This is a genomic window from Photobacterium sp. DA100 (assembly GCF_029223585.1).
Taxonomy (GTDB): Bacteria; Pseudomonadota; Gammaproteobacteria; order Enterobacterales; family Vibrionaceae; genus Photobacterium.
In genome coordinates this window covers 1,490,643-1,516,244 of record NZ_CP119423.1, presented here as the reverse complement: position 1 = coordinate 1,516,244, position 25,602 = coordinate 1,490,643, and the positions used below count along the sequence as shown (strand labels likewise).

The window sequence follows — 25,602 nt, the reverse complement described above, 5'->3', positions numbered from 1 at the left end:
TTGCCGCTTGCTGGCCAAGCATGATGCGTTATAGTTAAGTTATTGCTAATCGAAATTCCCACTCAGCCCGTAACAGTAGCAATAGCAATGCTGGCACTCTCCCTGCCAGTGACTCGTGAGGGCTAAACAATGAGTCTAAAATCAACATTAGAGAAATTCGAACATGCCTTTGAGCCAGGAGGCAAATACCAAAAGTGGTTCCCACTCTTCGAAGCTTTTACCACTTTGCTGTACACTCCGGGCCAAGTCACCAACCGCCTAACCCACGTCAGGGACAGTATCGACCTCAAGCGGATTATGATCATGGTGTGGTTGGCCGTCTTTCCTGCTCTGTTCTGGGGGCTATACAATGTCGGGCACCAAACGGTCATTGCCCTCAACAGCCTGTATTCCCCCGAGGAGATCCAGCAACTGGTCAGTGCCAACTGGCAATATTCAACAACACTCGCCATGGGCGGCAGTTTGGCCGAGTCCTCAGGCTGGGCCAGCAAAATGCTGCTCGGGGCTTGCTACTTCCTGCCACTCTACATCACGGTGTTCATTGTAGGCGGATTCTGGGAAGTATTATTCGCCATCATCCGCAAGCATGAAATCAATGAAGGCTTCTTTGTCTCCTCGATCTTGTTTGCGCTCATTTTGCCACCGACGTTGCCACTGTGGCAGGCGGCACTGGGGATCACTTTCGGTATCGTCGTCGCCAAAGAAGTCTTCGGCGGCACCGGACGCAACTTCCTCAACCCCGCCCTTGCCGGCCGGGCCTTCTTGTACTTTGCCTATCCGGCTGAAATCTCCGGCGGGATGGTATGGACTGCAGCCGATGGTTATACCGGAGCAACAGCGCTTAGTCAGTGGGCCGAAAACGGCTCAGCGGCCATGGTGCACAATGCTACCGGTGAGGCCATCACCTGGATGGACGCGTTTATCGGCAATATCCCCGGATCCATTGGTGAAGTCTCGACATTATTCCTATTGCTCGGCGGTTTGATGATTATGCTAATGGGGATTGCTTCATGGCGGATTGTGATCGGGGTTATGGTGGGGATGATTGTCACCTCGACGCTGCTCAATATTATTGGTTCTGACACTAACCCAATGTTTGCAATGCCATTTTGGTGGCACTTGGTACTTGGTGGCTTCGCCTTCGGAATGCTGTTTATGGCAACCGATCCGGTTTCTGCCGCGTTCACGGACAAAGGGAAATGGGCGTACGGGATCCTCATCGGAGTTATGACGGTGTTTATTCGGGTCGTCAACCCAGCCTACCCCGAGGGGATCATGTTGGCTATCTTGTTCGCCAACCTGTTTGCTCCCCTATTTGACAATCTGGTTTCACGCTCAAACATCAAACGCCGGCTCAACCGCCACACCAGTAATTGATATTCCCCCACGTCCGCACGACGTGGGGCGTCCCGCAATACTAGGCCAGGCAGTCAACGAAGATCATCGGCTCTTGATAGCGAACAGGCACCCCTTGTTCTATCAACTCATCAATCACATCATCAGCCATTTCAACAAAGGCTTCACTGAGCAAATCGCAAATCGCTTCGCCACCTTGGGTAATTGCCAGTGCAGAAAACCACAGTTTCAGCTGAATGGAGTGCTGGGCCAACTTACGAAACAGGCTATCGCAATCCGTTCGGGCAATATTGATGATTAACTCGCACAGGCATGAAGCTAATCCTTGCCTTCTATACGCTTCTTTGACATACATCGTATGCAAGGTCACTTCGTAGAACAGCTCTGTCGGCTTACGGCGATTACGGTGATCTTCCAGATAACGACCAAACGTCGCCACCGCGGCTATCTCACCGTCGGCATAAACTTCCACAGCGATATCGCCTGCCTCATCCGATTGGCGCTTATGCGGCGATGCCTCCTGGCTGCCATCAATAACCGCCTGCACTTGGTGATAGTCATCATCGAGATACTGCACCTCATGGGTCAGATCAGACAACGGCTTAATAACCAGCTGCCAGTCTGCTTTTGGCAATGGCGGCGTTATACCCAGCATAGCCAAATCGGCAATGGGTAACAGTGCTAAGTTCAAGGAGTCGGAATGGATTGATAAAGATGGGTTGCGCGAAAATTCCATGTTCACTCCCTTACATTTCACAAAATCGGAGTGTAGCAAAACCGCCTTGAATCCAGGCGTTCTAATTAAGCTTCTGTGAGCGTGGTTTCACTCTGTAGGCGTAGAGCGGCAATATTTTCAACAGCATGGTGAAACATGAGAGACAGAATGAGGCTTAGTAAGCCTCCTCGACGCAAACTTGCAACGCGACCTCCAACGCCGCCGGTGCTGACATGGGCCTGTAGAAATAGAACCCCTGTATCGCGGCAACATCCAACGACTGCATCGTCTGTTTCTGCTCTTTCGTTTCCACTCCCTCTGCAACCATCTTTAGCTCAAGCGCCTTTGACATTTTGACGATGCTACTGATCAGGATTTCACTCTGTGTCTCCTGACCAATACGTTGGACAAAACTGCGATCCAGCTTGACGATATCAAGCGGGAACTCGCACAGCGAGCTCAAGGCCGAATAACCGGTTCCGAAGTCGTCAAGCGCTAGCTTGATACCCAAATTCTTTATCGCCTGCATCTGCTGAAGCACTGCCGGATTGGAATCGATCAGCATAGTTTCGGTGATCTCGATAATCAGATACTTGGGACTGATCTGGTAGCGCTCAAGTAATGTTCGCAACTGAGGGAGTAATTGGGGATGAGAAAAATGCGAGCCGGCCAAGTTAACATTGACCGTCAATGCACCAAGCCCCAGCTCTTTACGCCTGCTGTTCACCTGCGCCAAGAACTCACACGACTTTTCCAGAATACAGCTACCCAGGGCAACAATCAGCTCTCGTGACTCGGCCAGCGGAATAAACTGCTCAGGCGAAATGACCCCTAGCTCCGGATGGTGCCACCTTGCCAGCGCCTCGAATCCACAGACCTCTTCCGTCTTGCTGTTAACAATAGGCTGAAAATCGGGATAAATATCACCTTGGCTGATTGCGTTGGCAATATCGCGCTGAATAACGATATGACTCTTCAGCTGTTGCTCTATTTGCCTGTCAAAAAACTGGATACGGGATTTCTTGGTCCGCGCACAATAGGTCGCAAACTCCGCCGCACTTATTACCTGTTCGGCGGACGTGTCCATGACTGAAAGCTGTACCAATCCGACAGAAGCGGATAAACGCAAGTCAACACCCTTGACCTGCAACGGTTTTTCCAAAGCCGACAGTATCGCCTTGGCACAGCGATAAGGGGTAAGATGGCTTTCATCACCAAGCACCAGCGCGAATTCACTTTCTGCTACCCGCCCCAGCAGCCCTTGTCCATATACACGTTTGAGCTGCTTGGCTACCCCCATCAGTGCCTCATCTGCCATCTGATGGCCAAACGCCCCGACAACAATATTGAAGCGCTCGACACGGAGATAAATCACCGCACTCCCGGTGCGCTGGCCGGATGACAATCTGTCCTCGAGCAGGGCCAGCAAAGTCTGGCGATTGAGCAGCCCGGTTAGCGGATCATACTTTTCCATCTGGTTGATCAGGCCTTCCTGCTCTTTCTGCCGACTGACATCCTTAATCGAAAACATCAGCGCCTCGCCACATTGCTGCTTAATTGGCATCACCTCCAACTTGCACGCCACAACCCGCCCATCGGACGCCAGTAGCTCGGTGTCAAAATGCCTTTGTCCGCCATTGACTGCTTGCGTTAACGCCTCAACTTTGCAGCAGTGATGCGATGATGCCGGACACAAGTTCAGTAAAGACTGTCCAATAAGCCCTTGCCCGGATGGATAAGACAAAATCTCAGCGATGGTATCATTGGCATCGACAATTTGGCCGTCGAGCACCATCAGCAAACCGAGATTACTGGTACGATATAGCGCATCAAATTTTTGCACCACATCGTTCAATGCCGAATTGCTGTGAGGTGATTTAGTGAGAGTCTGATTAATCACTTCCTCAATAATCGAAAACTCATCACTGCCTTCAGCTTTCATCTGTGCGCTATATTGATCCCTGACCAGCGCCTCCAGCCCTTTTTCAAACGCCAAAAAGCGGCTGCCTACTTTTAGTCTGAATGCCAGCAGTGTCAGCATCCCAATCACCACAGCTACCACGAACATAGCAATGGCCAACCAACTGATCAGCTGGCTCCCCTGCTGATAAATAGTGCGTAGGTGACTGCTATTCAATACGGCAAGCGGCGTGCCATTGATATCATTGAGAATAACGCTGGCGGTTAGATACTCTCCGCTGCTATCACTCTGCACAGCAGGAGATGCCGGATACGGGATATTTGCATCAGAGGTTATAGCAGCCAGGGAGATGCGCGTTGCCAACACATCACTGTACTGGCCAGGGAACACCGCCGACAGGTAGCGTCCCCAAATCAGCCAGCCGGCGACCGGGCCATTGCCGAGGCTATTGCGAATAGGCGCAACAGAAACGATCATAATGTCATCTCCCCACCTGAGCAGACCGGCATAAGCGTTCCCCGTCGCCACCTCACTTTCAATTTCAGCTGCCAGCTTCAAGCCCAGACCTTCTGGAGCCAACAGTCGCTGCCTGAACTTAGCCGGTAACGACACAGACTTGCCCTGCTCTGTGGCATAAATACTTTCGACGACGGTCCCTTCAAGATCGAGAAAAACCATCAGATCAACATCCAGGCTCTGAAGTCCATCGTAGTACAGATTGCGCTCCCGATAAGCGGCATCGCCCTGCATAACTAACTGATAGCTCTCGTCCCAATAAGACCAATCAAAGGATCGTTTCAGCTGCTGGCGGACAGCGATATCTATCATTTTCTCCGCTTGATCGACATGCTGAACAACATGCCGCTGCTCAATCTCATTGAGGTTCTGCAAAAAGAAATAACGGGCACAAAGCAGACAAAGAGCAGCAATGGCAAAAAGCGCGGCACCAAACAAGATTGCCGTTCTTGTACTCAGCTTGGCAGAGACTAGATTCTTTATTTTCATCATCAGCTGGATACTTGCGGAATATTCACTACGGGAATATAAATGTAGCAATTATGCGCTTCCGCAATGTTGATATAAAACAACTCGTTGCAATCTCTCTACAGGAATAGCAGCCAATACAACGCCCACAGCATCAGCTTGAGGTAGAGCAAGTCGATAGCCGATAGCCATTACGCCCTGACGCCTTGACTTGATATAAGGCCCTGTCTGCTTCAATCAATAGAGACACCCAATCCTGGCTCAGTTGCTTGGCACTAGGCGTAAAAATCCCCCCCATCGACACGGTTACCGGATAATCACCGCAGCTCAGCATGAACTCGGTTCCGGTTATTTGCCGCAGAATACGCTGGAGTAGCCGCTCGCTTTCACTCTCACGGCACGCTACCACCATAATAAACTCTTCACCGCCCCAGCGGACCACCACGTCTTGGTGACGGACGACGGACTTCAACCGCTTGGCCATCTCGACCAGTACCTCATCGCCAACATTATGCCCGTAGTGGTCATTGAATTGCTTAAAATGGTCAATATCAATCACGACAACCAGCCCGCCGTGGCAATAGTCGGCAACCGGCGGCTCTTTTAGCCAGCGTTCTAAAAAGCGGCGATTGTGAAGCATCGTCAGCGGATCTTTGTTTGACTGGGTAACCAGTTGTGCATTGGAACGCTCTAGCACCTGCTTGTCTTTATTAAGCATCGAATACCGACGGTATAACCAGTAAAGCAGAATGATGATCAATGCCGTGCCCAGTTTAAGCATGTTCTCACTGGCTTTTTTTTCTGCCAATCGAGAATTTGTCAGCGCGTTTTCAGCCTTGAGTAACTGGATCTCCTTTTCTTTGACATGCGTGTCGTAGCGCTCTTGCATGTCGAAAAGCTCTTTTCTTCGAATATCAAACAGATAGCTTTTACCTAGGTCAGAATACTTTTTGTAATAAGCTAAAGCTTGCTGGTAATCACCCACACTTTCGTAAATCTTTGCCATCAGCTCATACAGATAAATCATCCGATGTTGGAAGTGATTGGCCTCATACACCGACAATGCCATTTTGGCGTAGTAAAGCGCCTGCTCGGTTCGCTGTGAAGAGTAAAATGCTTCCGACAGGCTTTCATGACAATTGGCGACAGTAATACCATTCTTGCCACCAAAACGCCTTGCCATACTCAGGCAACGTTCAGCGGCATTCATCGCGGCAGGCTCGTCCCCGCGGTCGAGGTAGTAGGCCGAAAGGTTGACCAAGGCAATGGTCTTAATTCTGATTGAGCGCGTTTTCGCCGACAGTTTTACCGCCTTGTCGACATGGAATTTCCTCTGCGCTTCATTGCCTAAAAACTTATCAATGACTCCGGCATTGATATGCAAGATGGCTGCGATATACGCGTTATTGAGTGCACTTTTCCCATAGCGTTCAAAGGCCCGCTGGCTGTATTGCGAGGCAATATCCCACTCTTCCATGTTGATATAGACGGAAGAGATATTGGAGAGCAGCCTCGCCAGTTGCTGGTCGTCAGAGCGGGCAGAGAAAATCTCATAGGCTTGCTGGTATTTATCCAGCGCCTCGTGATAGTTCGAACGCTCGACATCAATATTGGCCAGCCACTTGAGGCTTCTTGCCAGCAAGATTTGATACCCCATTTGTTCGGCGCTGAGCTTCACCGACTCAAGTTTTACCTGGGCCAGTGCGTACTCCCTTTGTTCCATTAGCGCCAGGGCATCAAGAAACATGATCTCCGCATGTATCCAGGCTTCGCCAGACCGTTTTGCGATGAGCTCCAGTTGCTCGATGAAAAATGCAATATCGATCTCTGTCCGGCCTTCAGCCTGTTCAATGTTGTAACGCGCCAGCCAATAGAGTGCCTGCTCGTTATCAGATGCACCATCGTCAATCCGGCGTTGTAAAGCTACCGTCTGCTCATCAGCAAGATACGGGTTATCTAGGGACAGGCTGTAGTACTTGATATAGGCATTATCCGCACTATTTACCTTGGTGGATAAATAACACTGATAGGGTGTTTTACTACCGGCTGCAAGTACCGCTGGCGAGAGAAGACCATTAGATAAAATGAAAAATAGCGCAACAATGAGCACTTTAAAAGGAGAAGGTATAGGCATAGAACTACAGGCAGAAAAAATCAACGTCTTCCATAATCATGTTCCATCGAACAGTATTTTTAACAAAAATTAAGGTAGAAATACAGCAAAGTTATGCTGCCACCATAACCGAAATGTAAACCAGCCGATGCACCGGTGGCACCTATACTTTCCCCTCCCAGCATTGACAGACATAAAAGCCATTTCTATGTGATCTCATTAACATTTTTCACTTAATTTTAGCGAAAATAACTATTCGTTTTTCCTGATAAGCTATATGCCTTTGCTTTAGTAAAAAATGCCCCGTTTCGGGCACCTACGGATATTTACGCACTATTTGAATCCCAGTTTGTATTTATGTGAAATAAACAGAAATATATTATTAGAGAATTATCACATTCAGACTCAAATAATTTTCTTAATCTACCCCTAACCAAGCACATTGCTTCGCTTGGATATAAAACAAATAAATACAAATAAATACGAAAAAATACTCTTAAATGGAGATACGATCATGCGCATAGTTTTAGCACTAGGCGGAAACGCCCTATTAGCTCGAGGCCAAGCCTTAACCGCCGAGAACCAAAGAGAAAATATCCAAAAGGCAGCAGCCAGCATCGCCGCGATTGCAAACGACCATGAAGTGGTAATCGTTCACGGTAACGGTCCGCAGGTGGGTTTGCTGATGGAGCAAAACAGCGCTTACCAGGAGTATTCACCAGAAACCACACCATATCCAATGGATGTGTTGGGCTCCCAAACCTGCGGCATGGTAGGTTATATGCTGCAACAAGAGCTGCGTAATATCGATGCCAACCTATCGGTGGCGACCTTGGTTACCCAAACTGAAGTCAGCAAAGAAGACCCTGCGTTTGCCAACCCAACCAAATTTGTCGGCCCGGTCTACACCGAGGAGCGTGCCAAAGAAATCATGGCGGCAAGCGACAAAGAGTTCAAGGCTGACGGCAAATACTTCCGCCGCGTGGTCCCTTCACCGATGCCTAAAGCAATCATCGAACAACAGCAGATTGAGACACTACTCACCAGCGGCAATGTGGTGATTGCCTGTGGTGGCGGCGGTGTTCCGGTTTGTCGCCAAGATGGCCGTCTGGAAGGTGTTGAGTGCGTCATTGATAAAGATTTGACTGCAGAACTGTTGGCCGAAACCATTAACGCTGATCTGTTTGTCATTTTGACCGACGGTTCTATCTATCGAAACTACGGTAAAGAAGATCAAGCCGAAATGAAAGTGGCCACACCGGAAGGCCTATCACACTTCAACTTCCCTGCAGGATCTATGGGGCCGAAAGTGGATGCCGTTTGCCAATTCGTCAACAGCGGCCGTGGTAATGCTGCAATCGGCTCTCTGTTTGACCTTGACCGAATTTTGACCAATGAAGCCGGAACCTTGGTGAAGGCTGGCGAAGGGATTGAGTATTACTAAGCCAATACCGTTTTAGCCATATAAAAACTAAGCCTCTGATGAGGCTTAGTTTTATTCTCGTTAAACTAACGCCGAACCAGACTTCTGGCATTAGCCGCGACAATCAGGCGGTTGACCAGCACTTTCTTCTTGGTCTCCGACACCGACGGCAACTCCCTGATAATTCGATTTATCTCACCATCCAAGTATTTGGCATTTTTGGTTTTCACCATTGCCCGAATCACTTTCTCAGCATTGTCCGGCAGTGGCTGCTGCATGGCCCATTTGTAACTGTATTCGTTGCCGCTACTTAAGCCGGCATCCGTTTGTTTCCCGCCGCTTATTCTCACCGCTTTTGCACTCGGGAGCTTCTTGGTTTTCTTTACCGGCGGCTCGGCAACATCCTGCTCCCGCCCCATGCGGCGGCAGTATTCCTCGGCAACCGGGCTCGAGTAATAAGGCAGCGTACCTTGCTGGTAGAGCTTGGGTCCCAGGTCCTGGGCCAGGTTGATTTTCCCTTCCAGCACAAACCGGCTGGCATTGGTTGCCTTCACCGACGGCTTGTCGGGCATGGTGTAATAGACAAAGGCTTTTTGTTTGGCCCGGGTCAGGGCGACATAGGCCAAGCGGCGCTCTTCCTCCAAATCGGCCCCCACGGTACCGGAAGTCCGATTCACATAGGGAAAGGCATCCTTGTCCCAAAACGGCAGATGGACATGGTGGTATTCACAGCCCTTGGCGCGGAAAATGGTTGTCAGCTGGAGGGCATTTTGCGCGTCAGGCTCTTTGGAGCCCGCATTGGTGTTGGCGCTTTTCTGGCCAGACTGTTGGGTGTAATACTCGAAATACTGCAGCGCCTTTTCACAGCTCTGATCCATCGCCTCCAGCACGGTGGCAACACTGTCCAGCCGCTCCACCGCTTCCTCGATTTCCGATGCCGTGGCTTCGGTTTTCCAGATCCAGCTATCCAAGCCACTTTCGTTGCGGTATTGCTGGTAGACTTCCGCGGCTTTGAAACTGCCTTTACGCATCAGCCGCGTAAGTAACGCCAGGCGCTCAATCAAGTTGTCGAGCTTCAGCGTGGCGTTGGCCTTTTCATAGCGCCCGATAAACGTCAGCCACTGCGAAGGCTCCATGCCCGCCAGCTGCTCGCACAATGGCTTCAAGGATTTATTGGGCACATAGCAGTGAGGAAAGCACATCAAGCTAAACAGCAAACTCGCTTTCTGTGCCACTGCAAGTTCAGAAAAGCGTGGCGTCGCCAGGGTAGCCAACTCCATCAGCAATTTCACTTCCCGGCTGTGGGCCAATACCGACGGCACCGGCATCTGATAAGGCAATTGTTTGCTGAGAAAAGCCAGCTCGAACAGCAAGGTTTGCGACCAGCGGCGAACCAGGATCGCCACATCGGAAGGCTGGCCGCCCTCGGCCAGATACTGGCTGATGGCATTGGCGATTTCCCCGACCTGCCGGGATGAGCCACATTCGACGATCTGGGTATCGGAAATGCCCTCTCCCGAGACAGTCAAAAACTCACTGAAGCGCTCTTTGTTGTTGGCAATCAAATGGCTCGCGGCCAAGGCCAAGCTATGACCGAAACGGAATGTCTGCGACAGGGTATAGGTTTTCGCGGGCGCGAAATCCTGCTCAAAGTTGAGCATGAACTGCGGCGCACTCCCCCGCCATTTATAGATACACTGGTCGACATCTCCCACCGCCAGCAACTGAGTTTGCGGCCCCAGCAGCTGTTTCAGCAAACGGTACTGGGCGGTATTGATATCCTGAAACTCATCAACCACCACCAGCTTGCAGTGCTGGTGAAAATGCGCGCGGATAGCATCATCGCTCTCGAGCAATTTGACGGTTTCCACCAGCCAGTCGTCAAAAAACAACAGGCGCTGTTTTTTTCGTAGGGTTTCAAACTGCTCGTAGGCATCAAGAATAAACAGGTAGTCCCGGTTGATTTCGGCAATTTTGAACACTTCGTGCGGCGACAGCATGTACGCCTTCACCAACCCGATAAAGCTCAGTAGCAACTCGATGGTTTTCGGATCTTTGATCATCTGCTGGCGCTGGTAAGTCTTTTCAAGACCGGATAACTCCCGCAGGATAGCCTTTACCAGAGCCTTGTCACTTTCACCACTCTGATAATCGACCCTATAACCGGTATTGCGGATAAACCCAGTTTGGTTGAGGAACTTCAAACAGAAACTGTGGAAAGTATGCACCGGCACCTGCGCTTGGATCCCGCTATCCCGCAGCTTGGCCTGGAAATCGGTGCGAATATCCCGGTTGAACATCAGCACCAGCATTTCTTGGGCAGGGATAGTCGCTAACTTCTGCTCAATCAAGCCGACCAGGGTGGTGGTTTTCCCGGTTCCAGCCCCGGCAATACAAAGGGCATTCCCGTGCTGGTGATCAATAAATGCCGATTGTTCGCTGGTATAACGGGTCATGGTGGGCCTTGAGTAGAAAATGGGAGACCGATTTTGCCACACTTCGCCGTTGGCCCCTGAATAAAATATGACCAATTGAAATCGGTTCACATAAATTCGATATTTGGATGAAAAATAAAATTGCGCAAACGTTTGCTTTTCTAGCTGAAAGGCCATGAGAGTTCTGTTATTATCGCCCCCATTAAGGGTTTAGAGACCCAGGCATGGGCAAAACCGCTTGTCATGCCACCACGGGTTACCTTCGTTTAACTTTTGAAATAGGAATTCGCCATGAGCCTTGCTGATCAAGTTCTCGCTGTAAATGATGACCTGCCAATCCGAACCGATAAACTCGTCCATAGCGGTAAGGTTCGTTCCGTCTACTGGTTAACCGAAGAAGATAGCCGTCGCTTGATCAAAGAGAAAGGCTACAACGTTCAACCTGATGCCCCGCTGGCTATCATGGTGATCAGTGATCGTATCTCTGCTTTCGACTGCATCTGGCACGCCGAAGGCGGCCTGAGAGGCGTACCGGGTAAAGGGGCAGCACTCAACGCCATTTCCAACCACTGGTTCAAGCTATTCCGTGAAAATGGCCTAGCCGACAGCCATATCCTGGATATCCCGCACCCGTTTGTCTGGATCGTACAAAAAGCCAAGCCCGTGATGGTTGAAGCGATTTGCCGCCAGTACATCACAGGTTCAATGTGGCGAGCCTACAGCCAAGGCGAGCGCAACTTCTGTGGTATCGAACTGCCAGAAGGACTGGAAAAAGATCAGAAATTGCCTGAGCTACTGATGACGCCATCGACCAAGGGAATTCTTACCGGTATTCCTGGTGTGCCGGAAGTCGACGATGTCAATGTCACCCGCTCCGATCTGGAGAACAACTTTGAAGCATTCAACTTCCGCAGCGCCGATGATATCGGCCGCTACGAGCAGCTGCTCGAGGAAGGCTTCGATGTGATCAGCAAAGAGCTGGCGGCGTTGGATCAGATCTTCGTCGATACTAAGTTCGAATTCGGTTACGTAACCGATGCCAAAGGCAATGAAAAGCTGATCTACATGGATGAAGTGGGCACACCGGATTCTTCCCGTATCTGGGACGGTGCGGCTTACCGCGATGGTGAAATCATCGAAAACTCCAAGGAAGGCTTCCGCCAGATGCTGCTGAACCACTTCCCGGATCCAGATATCCTGCTGAATAAAGACCGCATGGATGAGCGCTTCGCCCTGGCCCGTGACAACGAGCTGCCGGTGGATGCCCTGATGAACCTGTCGAAGATCTACACCGAGATTGCCGAGAAAATCACTGGCGATAAAATCCAGCTTAGTCAAAACCCGAAAGCAGAAATCATTGCCGTCCTGCGCGATGAATATGGTTTGATCGACTAACTACCGGATTCGTATCTCTTTAAAGAAAGGCAGGCTACCTGCCTTTCTTGTTTTGCCCTTCGCTCATTGCGTTCATACTCAGCCATCCGCTTGAGCACAACAGCCATAATCACCCGGTAGCATATAAAACTTCTTTTTCATAACAATACAGCAAAAAAATCCAACTTCAGATCACACTCCTTGACAATGACGATTAACAATTCCATTACAGCGCCGACATTATAGTTATTCTAATTTCAGTGCTTGTTGAGGGATCCAATGAAGTTCAGCCATAAAGTTGTCGCAACATCGTCGGCAATATTACTAGCAGCACTCTCGCTCCTGTCTGCCAACCAATATTTCAATACCAAAAACCAAATCCAGTCTTTAGTCATGCAAAGTATGGATGAGATCATTTCCGGCATGAGCAATACGGTCAATGCCGAACTATCAAGCAAAAAGTCTCTCGCTGCCTATACTGCCAGCCTGGTATCCAGTGACATGTCACTGGACAATATCCAAACCGTCATTGAGCAACCCACTCTCAAACACGCTTTTTTGCTCACCGGACTGGGATTTGAAAAAGATGGCAGCTTCACCAGCAATGACCCGAGCTGGGATCCTGGGGAGTCCTGGGAGCCGCGAGCTCGCCCGTGGTACATCGATAGCAAGCAAAGCCGCGATATTGTTATCACGTCCCCTTACGCAGACTCTGTCAGCAATGAGATTTTGGTCTCCATCGCCAGTCCCTTGCTCTCTGACGGGCAATTCCAGGGGGCGATCTTCTTCGACATGAGCCTGTCAGGCCTGGCCGAGCTGGTGAACCAAGTCTCTTTATTCAATGCCGGTTACCTCTTCATCGTCGCGGGTGATGGCACGACCATTGCCCATCCCGACGCCAGATTTAACGGTAAGCCAATGAGCGAGTTTGTCGGCAACAACCCGATTGCAACAAATGCCGTCCACGCTGAGCTAGACGGTAAAACCGTGACCTTGTCCTTTACCCAGATCACAGGCCAAGAGTGGTATATCGGTGCGGTACTGGATGAAAACGTCGCTTTTGCCGCAGTCAACCAGCTTCGGACAGATGCGGTTATCTACTCGCTAATCGCCATGGTGGCCGGAATTATCGCTCTGCTAGTCTTGATCAAGGTATTGATGCGACCGCTGACAGATCTCAACACCGCGATACAGGATGTGGCATCAGGCCAGGGCGATCTCACCCGACGGCTGGATACCAATACCGATCAGGAGTTTGCGGTGCTGGCTAAAGGATTCAATGCCTTTACCGAGAAACTGCAAAACCTGATCCTGCAATCTAAATCACTCAGCAGTGATATTTTGCTCGGCACCGAACAAACTGCCGCCGGGGCCCAACAGTCAGCTTCTGCCATGTCCAACCAGCTGAAAGAGCTGGATCAGTTGGCAACCGCCATGCACGAAATGGCGGCAACCTCGGTTGAGGTAGCCAATAATGCACAGGGGGCGGCCACGGCAGCACAACAGGCTGATGACGCGGTCAAAGACGGTGGGCGCATTGTCTCCCACACGGCCAGTGCCATCTCAGATCTTTCCGCGCAAATTGATCAGGCGGTTGAGGTGGTCAAACAACTGGAAGCGTCGACGGGCAACATTGAGTCCATTCTCAAGGTGATCAATGAAATCGCCGATCAAACCAACCTGCTGGCCCTCAATGCGGCCATTGAGGCGGCGCGTGCCGGTGAATCTGGCCGAGGCTTTGCCGTTGTGGCCGATGAGGTGCGGACACTCGCCCAACGAACGCAGGAGTCCACCACCGAAATTCGCCAGATGATCGAGCAACTGCAGTCCGGGGCAAGCTCGGCGGCGAACGTGATGGGCATGAGCAAAGAGACTGCGGCCTCGACGGTGGAGAAATCTCAAGAAGCGGACGAGGCGCTGGTCAGGATCAGCGGGGCCATCCAGCAGATCAACGACATGAACCTGCAAATCGCTTCTGCCGCCGAGGAGCAGAGCCTGGTGGCCGAGGAGATCAATACCAACACGCTAAACATCAAAGAGCTCAGTGTGCAGGTCTCTGATGCCGCGGCGGCCGCCGATCAGGCTCTGGAAGAGCAAATCAATAAAGTCCGGGAGCAAGACGCGATCATGAACAAGTTTGTGGTGTAATTCACACCATGTAGACTTTCGGGAACACTGAGTCCTTATAAAATACAAAACGGCCCTGAGCGTCTGCTTAGGGCCGTTGTTTCATTGGCGCGTATGAGCTGAGATTTTAGTGAAGGTCTACAGCAGAAGCCTACTTCACCATCTGTTTAATGTATTCACCAAGCTCTGAGTGGTGCATGATTTTAGAGACTGGGACGATCTCTTTCAGAGGCCCCCAAGCAAATACATTAACTGGAGTATGAGTATGCGTACCTGTTCCCCAAACTGTATTTTGACCCGTGGCATGCTCGCGAGCCAGCAAGTTGCCGCGATCATTGTATGGGAAGAACGCATCAAAATCGTTGATTGCTGGCACTTCCTCACTGGCTAGGTATTTGTGGTTTTCGTGATGATACGGGTTCGGCTTTGTCGTCATCACGTTTTTCGCTTGAGCTACCGTGATCGGGAAATCACTGTTTGAGTTGACGATTTCAGCAAGCTTTTCAGCAGTCTGCTGTTCTTTATCAAGTTGATCGAACTTGCTGAACATCTGGGCATAGCTAATCTTCTGGTTGTAAAGCCCATCTAAGATCTCAAACTTGCCAAAGTTAAAGTTAGGCGCATAATCGCGTTTCTGGAATGCTTCCCCTGAACGTTTTTCCGGCTCGGGTATACCTTGTGAAGAATAGCTGAAGCCGAATGAGCCTGTTTCGTGGTCAGCGGTTACGATGATTAAGGTATCATCGCGATCTTTGGCCCACTCATACACAGAGTTCACCGCTTCATCGAACTTGATCATTTCATGCAGCATCGTACCTGCATCATTACTGTGACCAGCCCAGTCAATTTGACCGCCTTCCACCATCAGGAAGAAGCCGTCTTTATCTTTTGAAAGCAAAGCGATTGCTTTCTCCGTCATCTCTTTAAGCGATGGCTGAGTTCGGTTGGGGTCATTTTTGGAATGACTATAAGCAATACCATCGTTCATACCAGAAGAAGCAAACAGGCCAAGTAGCTTGTCGCCTTGTACTTTTTCTAGCATGTCTTTGTTGAAGACTAGGCTGTAGCCTTCGTTTTTCGCCTCGGTAAGTAGATTACGCTCATCACGGCGCTTGGACTTCAGATCCACATCACCTTGTGTCAGTTTCTCAAGCTCCTGGTAGGTGGCACCTTTATCGTTAGTCGATTTTGGGATCCAGTGGCGAAGACCACCAGAGAGCATGACATCAACACCGGCTTCTAGCATGTCAGCCGCAATTTCGTTTTCCAGAGAACGGTGAGGCTGATGCGCTGCAAATGCCGCTGGAGTGGCGTGGGTCAGGCGAGTATCAGAAACCAGGCCCGTTGCTTTACCAAGGCGTTTTGCTTTTTCGAGCACGGTTTCAACATGGTCACCGTTCGAGTTTATGCCAATCACCTCTGAAGCGGTATGTATTCCGGTCGCCAGCATGGTTGCTGAACATGCAGAGTCGACAACAATAGCTTCATGCGGGTGAGTTAGCGAAGCACCAATCACCCCCTCTTGAGCGAGTTTATACAATGCGGTGGTTTCACCGTTGTAAATAGAATTTGGTGCATTGTTTGCGTATGTTTCTAGCAAACCTACTTGCTGCGGCCCCATGCCGTCACCAATCATAAGAATAACATTCTTGATTTCTGCCGATAGTACCGAAAAAGACATGGTCGAAGCAGCAACGGCTACAACGAGGGGTTTTACTATGTGTTTCATCTTTGTTCCCGATGGATAAATTCGGCGTTAGTTAATCAACTTGTTTTGACATTTTTCTTACAGCAACCCTAAGCTTTTATGAAAGCGATATACGGCTTCGTATTTTTATGAATGAGTATCCACGTTAAACAAACAGATCTAATAATATGAAGAACAAGAGGTTTGCTCGCACCATCACACTAGGCAATAACCTTTGATACACCTTGCCCTACCCTTTGAAAATTCATCTCGACCTGCTGACACGGAGACAATAAGTTCACCTAGCTCTCACAAAACAGCCCAAGCAAAGGCTAGCAAATCGGTATCCCAATTTCTTAGTAGATACAAGGAATCAACCTATAGCGGACGCGTGTTGCGTAGTCCCGATAGCCCGGCAGCTCTTCGTGCAAAGTCTGATCTTCAAGTACGGTTCTGATCAGCGTAATAATTGATGCCACCACCGCAGGGATCAGTGCCCATAACGAACTCAGTGCAAAAACAAGGCCGAACAGTGCCAGGATATTTCCGGCATACCCCGGATGCCGTACAAACCGGTAAGGGCCGCTATCACATACCACATGGCCACGTTCTGTCTGAATGCGAACCACACTGGAGAAAAACCGGTTCTCCGCTAGCGCCCACACTGCAAAAGCATATCCGAGTAAAACCAATATAAAACCAATGACAACAAGCCAAGGCGCAAACCCGAGTGACCAACCATGGCGATGGTCCAGCCCAGCGACTATAACCATAGGAAACCCAAGGCTCACCGCCATCAGTGGTGCCAGCACCCTGTCCCAGCCTTTTGCTTTTCCTATATTTTTACTATTTTGTCTTTCCGCAGTTAATCCTGGGTGGCGTCGCTCGGCCCATATACGTCCACCGATCCCGGCCGCCAAGAACAACATGGAAAATAGCCATCCCTGCCACCACCCCACATCCCCAGCGCATCCCAATAAAACCAACGGGATTAGCAGATAGACCACAACTAATCTCATCCACTGACGAGGGGATGCCGTTTGAGCAGCCTCTTCATTGGCCTTCGATGACATATGAGCCCCCATCATTAAATGAAGTTGAGTGTGTGCCTACTACTGCGCTAGAGCACTGAGCAAAGAGGCCGGTCACGACCGGCCCCTTAATCCAGTTGTATCCGGTGGCCTTAAAACCACATCATAGCTTGCGGCCCAGGCGTTTCTCTATCTGGCGTTTTTCCCACTCTGCACCAAAGAAGTTAAAGACTTCAAAGGCGCTCAGGCCGTGGGACACGATCCCTATCCCCCACCCCATGGCCGGCCACCATGCCCATATATAACTCGGGTCGGTCATGTAGTTGATCACAAACAGCATGGCTATCACCAAGACATAAGTGACCAAGTGGGAATAAAAACCTTTGATCTCTCTTACCTGCTCGATGACTTTCATTTCATCGGGGGTAATTTGTGCTTTGTCGTTCATTGCTGGCTCTCCCTGAAGTTCGGTAACTGGAATGTCAAACACAGCAGCCAGTGATTTCAAGGATTCCAGTCCGGCGTTCTGGCCCCGCTCGATACGCTGGATAGTCCGGACGCTCAAACCCGATAGTTGCGAGAGGTGCTCTTGCGACCAACCCCGCTGCAGCCTTAGCTTTCTGACAATCATCATAGAATCCTTTCTGCTGTTTGACTCAACTGTACTTTTGTTCTGGAAAATAGAGAACGACACGAACCTGACAAACCCATGACATCATTTACTTTCAATAACTTAGATGGAAGCCTGTCAGGTATATGGCACTACCGACAGCTTTGCTGCCAGCCAAGTTGCACGCTTTATTATGCCACTAGTTGATTGACTAGTGTGACAGTAAGCCCCTTTTCTCTAGGCCACTTCACAACTTGCCACCAAAACAGGCAAAATAAAAAAGGCCATTGAGTTGATATCAATGGCCTTGTTCTTCAGCTGTTAAACTGTTTGCTGTGGCTGCTCACCTAGATGGTGGTTTTCACTGGCTCGGCGTCGTCTGCAACCTGCTCAGTTTCCACTTTACCGTGGAGTTTCTTTTCCCAGTAAGTGGCATTCTTGATACCCAGCTTAACAGGGTCAAAGGTAAAGTCCTTGACACCGGCCTGCTGCTGATTCTCGTAGTCTTTCAGCGCTTTCAGTGCAGGCTTGGACAGGAAGAAGATGATCAAGATACCGACAATGTTCAGCCAAGCCATCAAGCCCACACCGACATCACCCATCGCCCAAGCAAGGTTGGCGGTTTTCACGGTTCCGTAGAATACCGCGACCGTTAGGATGATTTTCAGCACAAACATCATGCCAGGTAGTTTCATCGAACGGCGGATGTAAGCAATGTTAGTTTCAGCAATGTAGTAGTAAGCGAGAATCGTGGTGAAGGCAAAGAAGAACAGTGCAAAAGCAATGAACGGCTTACCGATACCAGGCATCGCACTTTCAATCGCCATCTGGGTAAAGACAGGACCGTTAGCACCAATGTCTGCTGCTAGATTCTGTACCAGGAACACCCCTTCAGCCCCACCGTGTACATTGTACGCACCGGTAATCAGGATCATGAAGGCTGTTGCCGAACAAACGAGCAAGGTATCAATGTAGATTGAGAAAGACTGGACCAGACCCTGCTGAGCCGGGTGCTGCACATCCGCGGCCGCTGCGGCATGAGGACCCGTACCCTGGCCGGCTTCGTTCGAGTAAACACCACGCTTAACACCCCAACCGATTGCCGCACCGACACCGGCCATCGGCGTAAAGGCATCGCCCAAAATCATCATGAAGATGCTCGGAACCATGTTGATGTTCAGCAAGATGATAATGAAAGCAACAACGATATAAGCCAAGGCCATGAAAGGAACGACAACCTGGGTGAAGTTCGCGATACGCTTTACACCACCAAAGATGATGAAGGCCAGGATAATAGAAACAAAGGTACCCGTAACAATTTTCGCCAGACTGATAGTACCAATGGTTGTCTCAATCATCTGACCCGGACCAAAGGCTGCTTCAACCGCATTACCGATACTGTTCGACTGGACACCAGGAAGAAGCACACCACAGGCAAAGATAGTGGCAATCGCAAAGATCCAGGCATACCACTTCTGACCCATCGCCTTTTCAATGTAATACGCCGGGCCGCCACGGAATTGACCGTCTTCATCTTCTTCTTTGTAAATCTGTGCCAGTGCAGACTCACTGTATGCGGTTGCGGCACCCAAGAAGGCAACAACCCACATCCAGAAAACAGCACCTGGACCACCGAAACCGATAGCCGCAGCAACACCTGCAATGTTACCAGTACCTACGCGCCCAGAAAGTGAAACGGCTAATGCCTGAAAAGAGGAGATACCCTGAGCGGAACTTTTGCCTGATAACAGAAGACGCCACATCTCTCTGAAGTGACGCAGCTGTACGAAACGTGTGGTAATGGAGTAGAACAAACCTGCACCCAGACACAGATAAATCAGCACCGGGCTCCAAATGATTCCATTGAGAAAATCAACTAACGACTGCATTAAAAAACTCCCTGTATGATTGGTTAATGCTTCGTCAGTATAATAATCACATTGTAAGGTAAATGTTAAATATTTTATTTCGTCATGCAATTTAGCGTGATCTATGGCGCATAAAACGGAGGGTCTGCGCCATCACAGTTTAAGCCCCCAATAAATTACGTGATTCAGGTCGAACAAACTGGATTTCTTGCTACGGGATTGTTACTTCATTGTTTAAATAACAAGCAAACAAATCCAAATATTCTTCATCGATCACAATTTTTCGCTATTGCCTTCCCCTCGCATATTTACATTGCTTCATAACAAAAAGGCGCTGAATAATCAGCGCCTTTTCTCTCAGTTAGATCTATCCGTTAAGCAATGAATCAAACATCGTAGGTTGTTGACGAAATATCACCGCCGGTACCGGTCCAGTTGGTGTGGTAAAACTCGCCGCGTGGCTTGTCAGTGCGCTCATAAGTATGCGCACCAAAGTAGTCACGCTGAGCTTGTAGCATGTTGGCTGGCAGGCGAGCCGTGGTGTAACCATTTAGGAAGGTCAGCGCCGAGGACATACAAGGCATTGGTAGGCCAGTCTCGAATGACTTAGCAACGACTTTTCGCCATGCCGGTAGGCAGCTTTCAAGGATATCCTTGAAGTAGCTATCCAGCCCTAGGAACGCAAGCTCAGGGTTGGCTTCGAAAGCATCACGGATGTTCCCCAGGAAGGCACTGCGGATGATACAACCGCCACGCCACATCAGCGCCACGTTGCCGTAGTTCAGATCCCAGTTGTTAGACTCAGACGCCTCACGGATCAGCATAAAGCCCTGAGCGTATGAGATGATCTTAGACGCCAGCAGTGCCTGACGCAGTGCATCCAGCCACTCAGACTTGTCACCTTCCACGGCAGTAATTGGATTGTTGAACAGCGACGCCGCCTCTTCGCGCTGCTCTTTCAGTGACGACAGGCAGCGGGCAAATACTGATTCGGTGATCAGCGTCAGCGGAATACCGTGGTCAAGGGCGTTAATACCTGTCCACTTACCGGTCCCTTTCTGGCCTGCTGTATCTAGGATCTTCTCGACCAGCGGCTCACCGTCTTCATCGCGGTAACCTAGGATGTCGGCTGTGATTTCGATCAGGTAGCTATCCAGCTCAGTTTTGTTCCACTCGGCAAACGTTGCCTGCATCTCATCATGAGACATACCCAGGCCTTCTTTCATGAAGTGGTACGCTTCGCTGATCAGCTGCATGTCACCGTATTCGATACCGTTGTGAACCATTTTCACAAAATGGCCAGCGCCTTCTTTACCTACCCAGTCACAGCACGCTTCGCCTTTGTCAGTTTTAGCTGCAATAGCCTGGAAAATCGGCTTAACATGTGGCCATGCTTCAGGATCGCCACCTGGCATGATAGACGGCCCGAAACGTGCACCTTCTTCCCCGCCGGATACACCCGCACCGACATAGCGGATACCTTTCTCGCGTAGCGCTGCCACGCGGCGGTTGGTATCCGGGTAGTTGGTGTTACCACCATCGATGATGATGTCCCCTTCGTCTAGCAGCGGTACCAGGCTGTCGATAAACTGATCAACAACGGCACCGGCGCGGACCATCAACATCACCTTGCGCGGCGATTCAAGCTTGCCAACCAGATCTTCAAGAGAAGTTGCACCGACAATGTTGGTCCCTTTCGCCGGACCTTGCAAAAATTCATCCACTTTCGCCACGGTACGGTTGTAGGCAACCACTTTAAATCCGTTATCGTTCATGTTTAGGATCAGGTTCTGCCCCATCACGGCCAGACCGATAACACCAATATCAGCTTTCATTTACTTCTCTCCTTATGCCAGCTCTTTGGCTGCTTCTGAATCTAAATACCACTCGGTAGTGCCCGCTTTCGCGCTAACCTGGGCTGCTGGATACGCTTGTGCAGCCGGTGCATTGTCGGCAATCTCTTTGACCACCGACGCTTTGCCTGCACCTAGCACCAAGTAGGTAATACGTTTTGCATTTGCCAGCAGGTGCGCGGTTTTGGTCACGCGGATCTGGCGAGTCTCTGGATGCGCCGCAATCGCGGCGATTTCCGTTGTGTTGTAGTCTGTTTGCCCTGGGAACAGAGACGCCGTATGGCCATCAGTACCCATGCCGAGCAAAATCCAGTCAAACTCAGGTACCCCGTCCTTTGCCGGGATTTCTGAACTCATCTCTTGGGCAAAGCGGATCGCTTCCATTGCCGCGAAGTCTTCACCGCGGATACGGTGGATATTTTCAGCAGGGATCGCTATGTGGTCGAACAGCAAGGCTTTGGCCTGGCCGTAATTGCTTTGCTCGTCATCCGGTGCGACACAGCGTTCGTCCCCCCACCAGAAATGGAGGTTTTGCCACTGGATGGACTGAGCAAACTCAGAACCGGCCAAATAGGCAAACAACTGGGATGGCGTACTGCCACCCGACAGTGAGATATGAACGGGACGCCCCTGCTCACTGTAGTCCTGCAAGCTGGTCGCCAATGCATGAACAACCTGCTCGGCATTTTCAAATACGTGGTAATTCATCTCACTCATAGCTCGCAATAGTCGGTATTGGTCAGGTTCTTACATGGGAAGCGCCACTCGCGGCCATCACGAGACAATAGCTCGTCGGCTTCTTTCGGCCCCCACGTGCCCGCCGCATAGCCATAAAGGTGCTCTGGGTTTTCTTTGTACTCCAGAATCGGCTGGACAAACTGCCAGCAGGCCTTCACCGCATCGGTACGGGCAAAGAGGGTGGCATCCCCTTTCATCGAGTCCAGCAGCAAACGCTCATAGGCAGTCAGCATGTGCGTCTCTTCCAGGCTTTCATAGTGAAAGTCCATGCTCACTTCTTTGGCTTCAAACCCGGCTCCCGGCTTCTTGAGGCCAAAGCTCATCAGGATGCCTTCATCCGGCTGGATACGAATGATCAGTTTGTTCTCCGGCGCATTGGCCCCAAAGACTGGATGGGGGGTCTTTTTGAAGTGAATAACCACTTCGGTCACACGGGTTGGCAACCGCTTACCGGTACGGACATAGAAAGGTACCCCGTTCCAGCGCCAGTTATCGATAAACATCTTCAAACCGACATAGGTCTCGGTACGTGAATCTTCCGCCACCCCCGGCTCTTCGCGGTATCCCTTAAGGTGATCGCCACGAACGTCCGATTCCGTATACTGGCCCAGCACTAGGTTATTTTGCAGATCGTTTTCAGAAAGCGGCTGGAGGCTCTTGAACACCTTCATCACTTCATCACGCATCGAGTCGGCATTGATAGCCGCCGGCGGCTCCATACCAACCATTGCCAGCACCTGTAGCAAATGGTTCTGGAACATATCACGCACAGCGCCCGCGCCGTCGTAATACCCTCCACGCTCTTCGACACCGAGGAATTCTGCCGCGGTGATCTCGACATAGTCGATAAAATTGCGGTTCCAAAGCGGTTCGAACATGCCGTTGGCAAAACGGAATACCAGCAGGTTCTGAACGGTTTCTTTACCCAGGTAGTGGTCGATACGGTAGATTTGGTGTTCTTGGAAATGGGCGTGCAAGTCATGATCAAGCTGCTCGGCCGTGGCCAAGTCATAACCAAACGGCTTTTCGACAATTAGACGTTTCCAGCCATTGTCTTCCTTGTTCAGGCCGTGTGCGGCCAGACATTCTGGGATCACGCTGTACAGGCTAGGTGGTGTTGCCAGATAGAAGGTCGTGTTGCCACCGGTGCGATACTTGTGCCCAATCTCATCCAAACGGGCTTTGAGCTTGGCATAATCTTCTACGCTCTTGGTATCGATGGCCTGGTAGTGCAGGCGCTGACAGAAAGCATCCAACACTTGAGGATCAACTTTTTCGTTGGCTGTCAGTGATTCTTTCAACTTGTGCTGGAACTCAGCATCAGAGTAGTGTGTTCGGCTTACCCCCAAAATTGCGAATTCCTCAGAGAGCAATCCATTCGCGAATAGGTGGTAAAAGGCTGGGATCAACTTACGATGGGTCAGGTCACCCGACGCCCCGAAGATGACGATACAATTATTTTCAGGCTTAACCATAATGCTTTCCCACTCGCCTGAATCCATCAGGACAAGTTATTCATATTATTGTAGTGATACCAAGCTGATTAATGCTTTTAGGTTGTCAGTAATTATTATCTCACTGATTCAGAGGACATTATTCAGGTTGGTATTGATGTTATCAACACGACTAAAAAGCACCAGAAGGTTTTGCCTATCACAGTAATAGGTAAAACCTTTATTTGGTTAGATTTTAGTCGATTATGACAAGCACGCCTCTTGGGCGACACATTATGTCTGAGAAGCACGTAACATCACAGCTACAAATGTCTGGTATTACCACCTAGGACAAAGCGACCAACTGCTTGGTATAGTCTTGTTTAGGCTCACTAAACAGAGTCTGGGTCTCTCCCTGTTCGACAACCTGCCCTTGGCGCAGGACCAAGGTATAGTGGCACAGCGACTTAACGACACTGAGATCATGGCTGATAAATAGATAGGTGAGGTGATATTTCTGCTGCAGCGTTTTCAATAACGTCAGCACCTGGAATTGAACGGTTCGGTCAAGCGAAGAGGTTGGCTCATCCAGCAGGATAAATGACGGCTTGAGTACCAATGCCCTTGCAATCGCAATACGCTGGCGCTGGCCGCCCGAGAATTCGTTGGGATAACGGTGGCGGGTTTCCGGATCCAGCTCCACATCGCGCATGGCATCACAAATCATTTGGTCTTCTTGCTCTGGCGTCAGGTTTTGGTGAACCTTTAATCCCTCGCCGATGATCTGTGCCACCGACATCCTCGGGTTCAACGCTGAAAATGGGTCCTGGAATACCACTTGCAACTTACTGCGCATGGGCAACATTTGCTTGCGATTGAAGGCCGAGATATCTTGACCGCGATAGACAATTTCGCCGCTACTCTCAAGCAGTTTGAGAATGGCCATACCGGTCGTCGACTTGCCCGAGCCACTCTCTCCCACCAAGCCAACACTGTGCCCCGTTCGCAACATGAAGCTCACATCAGTAACCGCCTTGATGTGATCTTTTACCCGCTTGAGCACCCCGCCTTTTATCGGAAACCACACCCGCAAATCCTTGACCTCGAACATCGGTGTCGCCGCCATATCGACAGGCACGGGCTCCCCGCTCGGATCGGAATTGATCAACTTGATGGTATAGGGATCTTGAGGTCGCTCGAACACTTCGGTCATGGTGTTGGTTTCCACCAGCCGCCCCATCTGCATAACGGCGACCCGATCGGCAATCTTGCGCACGATACTCAGATCATGGGTAATAAACAGCATGGCCATCCCCATTTCGCGCTGCAGATCTTTTAGCAGGTCGAGGATCTGGGCCTGAACCGACACATCAAGGGCCGTGGTCGGCTCATCGGCAATCAGCAGCTCCGGCTCGTTGATCAGCGCCATGGCAATCATCACCCGCTGCCGCTCTCCGCCTGATAACTCATGGGGATAGGCTTCCAGCCGTTTTTCCGGATTTCTGATCCCGACTTTTTTCAGCCACTCGAGTGCTTTCTGCTGCGCTTCACGCTGCCGGGTACCGCGGTGGATCGCCAAGGTTTCGCAAAGTTGGCGGCCAACCTTGTGCAGCGGATTGAGTGACATCATCGGCTCCTGGAAAATCATACCAATCCGATGCCCCCGCAGACCGCGCATCTCCCTTTCACTACAATTCATCATATCAATGCCATCATAGTGAATGTGACCGTTGAGGTAGCGGGTAGAAGACTTCGGCAGCAGGCGCAAAATGGCATTGGCCGTCACCGATTTGCCCGAGCCACTCTCCCCCACCAGCGCCAGGGTTTCGCCTCGCCGGATATCCAGGCTGACATTGTAGGTCACCTGATTGACTGACTGTCCGGTTTGAAAGCCCACCGACAGGTTTTCAATGGTAATAATTGGTTGTGACATA

At 50.4% G+C, this 25,602-nt stretch carries 16 protein-coding genes; 4 read left to right on the top strand and 12 right to left on the bottom strand.

Annotated elements, in window-relative coordinates; all coding sequences use genetic code 11:
- The first annotated feature begins 129 nt into the window (after window positions 1-129).
- Window positions 130-1,377 carry an NADH:ubiquinone reductase (Na(+)-transporting) subunit B gene (locus PTW35_RS07300; RefSeq protein ID WP_281027130.1) on the top strand — a complete coding sequence of 416 codons (1,248 nt, stop codon included), beginning with the start codon at window positions 130-132 and terminating at the stop codon, window positions 1,375-1,377.
- A 40-nt stretch (window positions 1,378-1,417) separates the two neighbouring features.
- Here the strand turns inward: PTW35_RS07300 and PTW35_RS07295 are convergent, their stop codons facing one another.
- From PTW35_RS07295 to PTW35_RS07285, 3 genes are all read right to left on the bottom strand, one after another.
- On the bottom strand, window positions 1,418-2,092 hold the full coding sequence (locus PTW35_RS07295) for a GNAT family N-acetyltransferase (protein WP_281027129.1): 675 nt from the start codon (window positions 2,090-2,092) through the stop codon (window positions 1,418-1,420).
- A gap of 154 nt (window positions 2,093-2,246) precedes the next feature.
- Complete coding sequence (locus tag PTW35_RS07290) at window positions 2,247-5,000, bottom strand: EAL domain-containing protein (protein ID WP_281027128.1); 2,754 nt, start codon at window positions 4,998-5,000, stop codon at window positions 2,247-2,249.
- 130 nt (window positions 5,001-5,130) lie between these two features.
- Window positions 5,131-7,110, bottom strand: a complete 1,980-nt coding sequence (locus tag PTW35_RS07285) for a tetratricopeptide repeat-containing diguanylate cyclase (protein WP_281027127.1) — start codon at window positions 7,108-7,110, stop codon at window positions 5,131-5,133.
- Between the two features lie 493 nt (window positions 7,111-7,603).
- Between PTW35_RS07285 and arcC the strand changes: the two genes are divergently transcribed.
- Entirely contained in the window at window positions 7,604-8,533 is a 930-nt protein-coding gene (arcC, locus tag PTW35_RS07280; protein ID WP_039462420.1) for a carbamate kinase, read from the top strand.
- 65 nt (window positions 8,534-8,598) lie between these two features.
- Here arcC and PTW35_RS07275 read toward each other — a convergent pair whose 3' ends face one another.
- Window positions 8,599-10,968 carry an ATP-dependent helicase gene (locus PTW35_RS07275; protein WP_281027126.1) on the bottom strand — a complete coding sequence of 790 codons (2,370 nt, stop codon included), beginning with the start codon at window positions 10,966-10,968 and terminating at the stop codon, window positions 8,599-8,601.
- 270 nt (window positions 10,969-11,238) lie between these two features.
- Here PTW35_RS07275 and PTW35_RS07270 point away from each other — a divergent pair, with 270 nt between their 5' ends.
- Together PTW35_RS07270 and PTW35_RS07265 are read left to right on the top strand one after the other, a co-directional pair.
- Window positions 11,239-12,342, top strand: coding sequence for a phosphoribosylaminoimidazolesuccinocarboxamide synthase (locus PTW35_RS07270; RefSeq protein ID WP_281027125.1), 1,104 nt, complete (start codon window positions 11,239-11,241; stop codon window positions 12,340-12,342).
- A 258-nt stretch (window positions 12,343-12,600) separates the two neighbouring features.
- Window positions 12,601-14,469, top strand: coding sequence for a methyl-accepting chemotaxis protein (locus PTW35_RS07265; RefSeq protein WP_281027124.1), 1,869 nt, complete (start codon window positions 12,601-12,603; stop codon window positions 14,467-14,469).
- 130 nt (window positions 14,470-14,599) lie between these two features.
- On the opposite strand, the gene PTW35_RS07260 is transcribed toward PTW35_RS07265, so the two are convergent.
- The 8 genes from PTW35_RS07260 to PTW35_RS07225 form a co-directional block, all read right to left on the bottom strand.
- Window positions 14,600-16,177 (bottom strand): alkaline phosphatase, encoded by a 1,578-nt coding sequence (locus PTW35_RS07260; protein ID WP_281027123.1) that lies wholly within the window; start codon window positions 16,175-16,177, stop codon window positions 14,600-14,602.
- A 314-nt stretch (window positions 16,178-16,491) separates the two neighbouring features.
- Window positions 16,492-17,208: an isoprenylcysteine carboxylmethyltransferase family protein gene (locus PTW35_RS07255; RefSeq protein WP_281027122.1), complete on the bottom strand. Its 717-nt coding sequence runs from the start codon at window positions 17,206-17,208 to the stop codon at window positions 16,492-16,494.
- Window positions 17,209-17,329: 121 nt separating this feature from the next.
- Window positions 17,330-17,797: a 2TM domain-containing protein gene (locus PTW35_RS07250; RefSeq protein ID WP_044623094.1), complete on the bottom strand. Its 468-nt coding sequence runs from the start codon at window positions 17,795-17,797 to the stop codon at window positions 17,330-17,332.
- 326 nt (window positions 17,798-18,123) lie between these two features.
- Window positions 18,124-19,665 (bottom strand): alanine/glycine:cation symporter family protein, encoded by a 1,542-nt coding sequence (locus tag PTW35_RS07245; protein WP_281027121.1) that lies wholly within the window; start codon window positions 19,663-19,665, stop codon window positions 18,124-18,126.
- A gap of 365 nt (window positions 19,666-20,030) precedes the next feature.
- Complete coding sequence (gene gnd / locus PTW35_RS07240; protein ID WP_281027120.1) at window positions 20,031-21,479, bottom strand: decarboxylating NADP(+)-dependent phosphogluconate dehydrogenase; 1,449 nt, start codon at window positions 21,477-21,479, stop codon at window positions 20,031-20,033.
- Window positions 21,480-21,491: 12 nt separating this feature from the next.
- On the bottom strand, window positions 21,492-22,214 hold the full coding sequence (gene pgl / locus PTW35_RS07235; RefSeq protein WP_044623091.1) for a 6-phosphogluconolactonase: 723 nt from the start codon (window positions 22,212-22,214) through the stop codon (window positions 21,492-21,494).
- A complete protein-coding gene (gene zwf, locus PTW35_RS07230) occupies window positions 22,211-23,710 on the bottom strand; it encodes a glucose-6-phosphate dehydrogenase (RefSeq protein ID WP_281027119.1) in 1,500 nt (499 codons plus the stop codon). The genes pgl and zwf overlap by 4 nt, the downstream gene beginning before the upstream one ends.
- A gap of 304 nt (window positions 23,711-24,014) precedes the next feature.
- Window positions 24,015-25,601, bottom strand: coding sequence for an ABC transporter ATP-binding protein (locus tag PTW35_RS07225; protein ID WP_044623090.1), 1,587 nt, complete (start codon window positions 25,599-25,601; stop codon window positions 24,015-24,017).
- Window position 25,602 lies beyond the last annotated feature (1 nt).

Bases quoted from the DNA above. Each gene is read 5' to 3' on its own strand.
- PTW35_RS07300 (WP_281027130.1), top strand. From the start codon at position 130: ATGAGTCTAAAATCAACATTAGAGAAATTCGAACATGCCTTTGAGCCA.
- PTW35_RS07295 (WP_281027129.1), bottom strand. From the start codon at position 2,092: ATGGAATTTTCGCGCAACCCATCTTTATCAATCCATTCCGACTCCTTG.
- PTW35_RS07290 (WP_281027128.1), bottom strand. From the start codon at position 5,000: ATGATGAAAATAAAGAATCTAGTCTCTGCCAAGCTGAGTACAAGAACG.
- PTW35_RS07285 (WP_281027127.1), bottom strand. From the start codon at position 7,110: ATGCCTATACCTTCTCCTTTTAAAGTGCTCATTGTTGCGCTATTTTTC.
- arcC (WP_039462420.1), top strand. From the start codon at position 7,604: ATGCGCATAGTTTTAGCACTAGGCGGAAACGCCCTATTAGCTCGAGGC.
- PTW35_RS07275 (WP_281027126.1), bottom strand. From the start codon at position 10,968: ATGACCCGTTATACCAGCGAACAATCGGCATTTATTGATCACCAGCAC.
- PTW35_RS07270 (WP_281027125.1), top strand. From the start codon at position 11,239: ATGAGCCTTGCTGATCAAGTTCTCGCTGTAAATGATGACCTGCCAATC.
- PTW35_RS07265 (WP_281027124.1), top strand. From the start codon at position 12,601: ATGAAGTTCAGCCATAAAGTTGTCGCAACATCGTCGGCAATATTACTA.
- PTW35_RS07260 (WP_281027123.1), bottom strand. From the start codon at position 16,177: ATGAAACACATAGTAAAACCCCTCGTTGTAGCCGTTGCTGCTTCGACC.
- PTW35_RS07255 (WP_281027122.1), bottom strand. From the start codon at position 17,208: ATGTCATCGAAGGCCAATGAAGAGGCTGCTCAAACGGCATCCCCTCGT.
- PTW35_RS07250 (WP_044623094.1), bottom strand. From the start codon at position 17,797: ATGATTGTCAGAAAGCTAAGGCTGCAGCGGGGTTGGTCGCAAGAGCAC.
- PTW35_RS07245 (WP_281027121.1), bottom strand. From the start codon at position 19,665: ATGCAGTCGTTAGTTGATTTTCTCAATGGAATCATTTGGAGCCCGGTG.
- gnd (WP_281027120.1), bottom strand. From the start codon at position 21,479: ATGAAAGCTGATATTGGTGTTATCGGTCTGGCCGTGATGGGGCAGAAC.
- pgl (WP_044623091.1), bottom strand. From the start codon at position 22,214: ATGAGTGAGATGAATTACCACGTATTTGAAAATGCCGAGCAGGTTGTT.
- zwf (WP_281027119.1), bottom strand. From the start codon at position 23,710: ATGGTTAAGCCTGAAAATAATTGTATCGTCATCTTCGGGGCGTCGGGT.
- PTW35_RS07225 (WP_044623090.1), bottom strand. From the start codon at position 25,601: ATGTCACAACCAATTATTACCATTGAAAACCTGTCGGTGGGCTTTCAA.